The 4505-nt window shown below is 55.7% G+C and carries 5 protein-coding genes; all 5 read left to right on the forward strand.

The genetic code is table 11. The features are described 5' to 3' along the window. Nucleotides 1-1266 precede the first annotated feature (1266 nt). On the forward strand, nt 1267-1908 hold the full coding sequence (locus D6C13_RS25050) for a phage baseplate assembly protein V (RefSeq protein ID WP_120135312.1): 642 nt from the start codon (nt 1267-1269) through the stop codon (nt 1906-1908). Next, nucleotides 1905-2255, forward strand: a complete 351-nt coding sequence (locus tag D6C13_RS25055; protein WP_120135313.1) for a GPW/gp25 family protein — start codon at nt 1905-1907, stop codon at nt 2253-2255. The genes D6C13_RS25050 and D6C13_RS25055 overlap by 4 nt, the downstream gene beginning before the upstream one ends. A 3-nt stretch (nt 2256-2258) precedes the next feature. Then, entirely contained in the window at nt 2259-3167 is a 909-nt protein-coding gene (locus tag D6C13_RS25060) for a baseplate assembly protein (RefSeq protein ID WP_120135314.1), read from the forward strand. Next, nucleotides 3160-3687, forward strand: coding sequence for a phage tail protein I (locus tag D6C13_RS25065; RefSeq protein ID WP_120135315.1), 528 nt, complete (start codon nt 3160-3162; stop codon nt 3685-3687). The genes D6C13_RS25060 and D6C13_RS25065 overlap by 8 nt, the downstream gene beginning before the upstream one ends. A gap of 9 nt (nt 3688-3696) precedes the next feature. Continuing rightward, nucleotides 3697-4505 (forward strand): phage tail protein (locus D6C13_RS25070; protein WP_244212806.1); only part of this gene is annotated, 809 nt, incomplete at its 3' end.

A 4505-nucleotide genomic window follows, 5' to 3' on the forward strand; every position in this document is an offset into this window, starting at 1 on the left:
TGCGAGCGTGTCGTAGTCAATGCCTGCTTCCGCGGCGGCATTCAGGTTATTATTTTCTGTACTGGACATAATATCCGCTACCTTTAAGTTGAGTTTTAGAATTAACCACCCGGAAAGAGATAAAGAACGAAGCCGGGTGGCCTTTAGCTGAGAGCAGTAAGGTGCTGCGGGTAAGGAGGATATTAATGATCGCCGGCGCAGGGAATAATCATATTTAAAATAATGTAATCCCGAAATTAAAATAACAGCGGGACAAAAACACAGATACAAATATCTCACTGTTTTAAATGATATTTACCGGAGCGATCCCTCTGTCACAACAACCAAAAAGAGAGATTCAATAAAACCGAATAGCAATATCAAATAATTCAGGCAACCCGTTACCACGCAACGAAATCTGATTAAAGAGAACGATGAAAAATCCGGCTGGCAAAAAAAAGGCCATTCCTTAATTCCTTAAAGGATGGCCTTCACAGAAGAAATGTCTGTATAACCTCACCGAAAATAACACCTGAACACTCCTGTCCAGGGGAACGTTAAGCATAAAGGGAAAAGTCGAATCCGGATATTACAATAAATAGAAAGTGATATTTCTGAATTCTGAATAAAGCATTTAAAATGCCGCGCAACGAATACATTAAAACGTTCCGGTCAGTTTTATCAGGGGGTCGGGGACCGGTCGTGCCTTAAGACCAGAGCATATCAAAATTGGTTTCTGATACCGCTTAGCGTGTTTTTTGTACATCACCGGACGCCCCCCTACACGCTAAAATCCCTTGAGACAACAGAGTGTGTCTACCCGAAAAACAAAAAGCAGCGGGCAATACCCGATTAAATTTCATTATAAACGGTAGGTTACCTTCTAAACGGACGTTTTCTTTCCATTGGCCCTCAAACCTCTGAAAATGAACACAGTCATCGTGTTTTTTATCTGTCCAGTCCACACCAACCTATGCAGAAAATTGATTAGTCGCAGTCGTTACCCACTCCTTTTCATCGAGGATTGGTGTGCATTCCACGCTCTTCGAAAGCAATATAGCCAGCAGTTTATCTGCATGCCCTGAATCATCTAATAGCGTCGGTTTCAGGTATGAAAGTCTATACCTCGCTCAAACCAGACTGTCAGATTTGATGATGTTTTACCTACGAAATGTGTCAGCCTAAGTTTGAGCTAATACTCCTCAGGCAGCCATGCCCACGTTGTGCTACCTGCCATCAACCCGCCTCAAATTGTATGCAGCCTGACAGGGCGGCATTCTTTTATCCATGAATACATCCATCCCAAACAAAGACATTCCGCGTCTGCTGCGCAATCTGATCCGCATTGGCACCGTTGCCGAGGTGGATTTAGAAACGGGCACCTGCCGCGTGAACACCGGCGGCAACGTCACCGACTGGCTGCACTGGCTGACCTCCCGCGCGGGGCGTTCCCGTTCCTGGTGGGCACCGTCCGCCGGTGAGCAGGTTCTGCTGTTCTGCCTGGGCGGCGAGCTGGACACCGCCTTTGTGATGCCCGGCGTTTTCTCTGATGAATTTCCCGCCCCGTCGGCGTCTGCCGATGCCGTACACGTTACTTTCCCTGACGGCGCGGTGATCGAGTACGAACCCAAAACCGGCGCGCTGCTGGCTACCGGCATTAAGTCCGCCACGGTGAACGCTGCCGATAAGGTTGTAGTCACTGCCCCGCTGATTACCTGCACGGCAAAAACCCGTATCACGCTCGACACGCCGGAAGTGGTTTGTACTAAAAAGCTCACCACGGGCAGTCTGGAGGTGAAACAAGGCGGCACAATGACCGGCAATATTTCCCACTCCGGCGGCAGCCTCACGTCAAACGGCATCGTTGTTCATACCCATAAACACAGCGGCGTCCAGACGGGCGGCGGTCAGACGCAGGTGCCTTCATGACGAATGCAAAATACATCGGCCTTGCTCGCGACACGGGGCGCAGCGTCGAAGACCTGGCACATATTCAGCAGTCGGTCAGCGACATTTTGCGCACGCCCGTCGGTTCCCGCGTCATGCGCCGTGACTATGGTTCGCTGCTGTCGATACTGACTGACCGCCCGCAGAATGCGGCGCTGCGCCTGCAAATCATGGCGGCGTGCTACAGCGCGATCCTTAAGTGGGAGCCACGCGTCAGCCTGACCGGCATCACCTTTGAAACGACGTTCGACGGAAAAGGCGCGGTGGAACTCACCGGCACCCGCAAAGACACGTCCGCCGCCATTTCCTTAACCCTTCCAGTGAGCTGAATTATGGCAACTATCGACCTGAGCCAGTTACCCGCCCCCGACGTGGTGGAGGAGCTGGATTACGAAATCCTGCTGGCAGAGCGCAAAGCCACGCTGGTGTCCCTTTACCCCGAAGACCAGCAGGCAGCGATTGCCCGCACGCTGACGCTGGAGTCCGAGCCGATGGTGAAACTGCTGGAGGAGAACGCCTACCGCGAAGTCATCCTGCGTCAGCGGGTTAACGAAGCTGCGCAGGCGGTGATGCTGGCTTATGCCACCGGCACAGATCTGGACAATATCGCCGCCACGTTCAGCGTGGAGCGTCTGACGATCACGCCTGCGGATACGGTCAGCGTGCCCGCCGTGGCGGCAGTCATGGAAAGCGATGCGGATTTGCGTATCCGCGCGCAGCAGGCGTTTGAAGGGCTGAGCGTCGCCGGTCCGGTGGGCTCTTATGAGTATCACGGGCGCTCGGCTGACGGGCGGGTGGCGGATATTTCGGTCATCAGTCCCTCGCCTGCCTGCGTGACGATTTCCGTGCTGGCACAGACCGGCAACGGCACCGCGCCCGCCGACCTGCTGGCGAAAGTACAGGCCGCGCTCAATGACGAGAACGTCCGCCCCGTGGCCGACCGCGTGACCGTCCAGTCTGCCACCGTGGTCAGTTACACCATTGATGCCGTGCTGTATTTATTCCCTGGTCCGGAAGCCGAACCCATTCGCGAAGCCGCCGAAGCCAGGCTTATCGCCTACACCACCGCGCAGCACCGTTTAGGCCGCGACATCCGGCTGTCCGCCATTTATGCCGCGCTGCACGTTGAAGGCGTGCAGCGGGTGGAGCTGAAAAGCCCCGCCGCTGATATCGAGCTGGATAAAACGCAGGCGTCATTCTGCACCGCGTACACCCTGAAAGTGGGCGGTTACGATGAGTGATCGCCTGCTGCCCGTCGGTTCCTCGGCCCTTGAGGTTGCCGCCGCCGATGCCTGCGCCGCGCTTGAAAACGTGCCGGTGCCGCTGCGGCAGCTTTGGGATCCGCTGACCTGTCCGGCCAGGTTTTTGCCTTACCTCGCGTGGGCGCTGTCGGTTGACCGCTGGGATGAAAACTGGCCGGTTGCCACCAAGCGCCGCGTCATTCAGTCGGCCTGGTTCATCCACTGCCATAAGGGAACCATCGGTGCCATCCGGCGCGTGGTGGAGCCGCTCGGCTACCTGATTAACGTCACCGAATGGTGGGAAACGAATGACGAGCCCGGCACGTTTCGCCTGGATATCGGCGTGCTGGAAACCGGCATCACCGAAGAAATGTATAACGAGATGGAAAGGCTGATTGCCGACGCCAAACCGGCCAGCCGCCATCTGATCGGCCTGACCATCACCCAGGACATTAAAGGCGACGTTTACATTGGCGCGGCGCAATACCTTGGCGAGCTGCTGACCGTTTACCCCGCATAAGAGGATGCTATGAGCACATTTAAATCCGTTGTCACCACGCTCGGCCAGTCGCGCATTGCGGCAGCCATTGCGGCGGGGACTGACATCAACATTACGCAGCTTGCCGTCGGCGACGGCAACGGCAAGTCGACCACGCCCGTCGCCACGCAGACCAAACTGGTTAAAGAGGTGTACCGCACGCCGCTCAACTCCTTAAAGCCGGATCCGACCCATGGCAACTGGGTGATTGCTGAGGCGGTGCTGTCTGCCAGCGTCGGCGGCTTCTGGATGCGCGAAATGGGGTTGTTCAGCAGCGACGGCGCACTGATTGCCGTCTGCAACATGGCGGACACGTACAAGCCGACTTTGGCAGAAGGTTCAGGCCGCACACAGACGTTGCGTATGGTGATTGCCGTCAGTAATACCGAAGCTATCAGCCTGCTGATCGACGACTCAGTGATTATGGCGACTGAGCAGTATGTGAATGACCTGCTGGCAGCGCATGAAAAATCCCGTAACCATCCCGACGGCACGCTGACGGCAAAGGGTTTTGTGCAGCTGAGCAGCTCGGTCAGCAGTACCAGCGAAGTGCTGGCAGCCACCCCGAAAGCGGTGAAGGCCGCCAACGACAATGCTAACACCCGCGCACCGTCTTCCCGCAAGGTGAACAATAAACCGCTGAGCGCCGATATTACCCTGGAGGCGGCGGACGTCGGGGCAATGAGCAATCTGATGCTGGCAACGGACACGACCAGGGTTAAGCGTCTGGATGACCCGTCCATTATTGACGTCACCAATCCCATCAGTATTTCTGCCACGTTTGCAGACCACCCTCTGGG

Origin of the sequence: Rahnella woolbedingensis (assembly GCF_003602095.1) — a bacterium.
GTDB classification, from domain to species: Bacteria; Pseudomonadota; Gammaproteobacteria; order Enterobacterales; family Enterobacteriaceae; genus Rahnella; species Rahnella woolbedingensis.

Coding starts and splice junctions, on each gene's coding strand:
- D6C13_RS25050 (WP_120135312.1), top strand. CDS start 1,267: ATGAATACATCCATCCCAAACAAAGACATTCCGCGTCTGCTGCGCAAT.
- D6C13_RS25060 (WP_120135314.1), top strand. CDS start 2,259: ATGGCAACTATCGACCTGAGCCAGTTACCCGCCCCCGACGTGGTGGAG.
- D6C13_RS25055 (WP_120135313.1), top strand. CDS start 1,905: ATGACGAATGCAAAATACATCGGCCTTGCTCGCGACACGGGGCGCAGC.
- D6C13_RS25065 (WP_120135315.1), top strand. CDS start 3,160: ATGAGTGATCGCCTGCTGCCCGTCGGTTCCTCGGCCCTTGAGGTTGCC.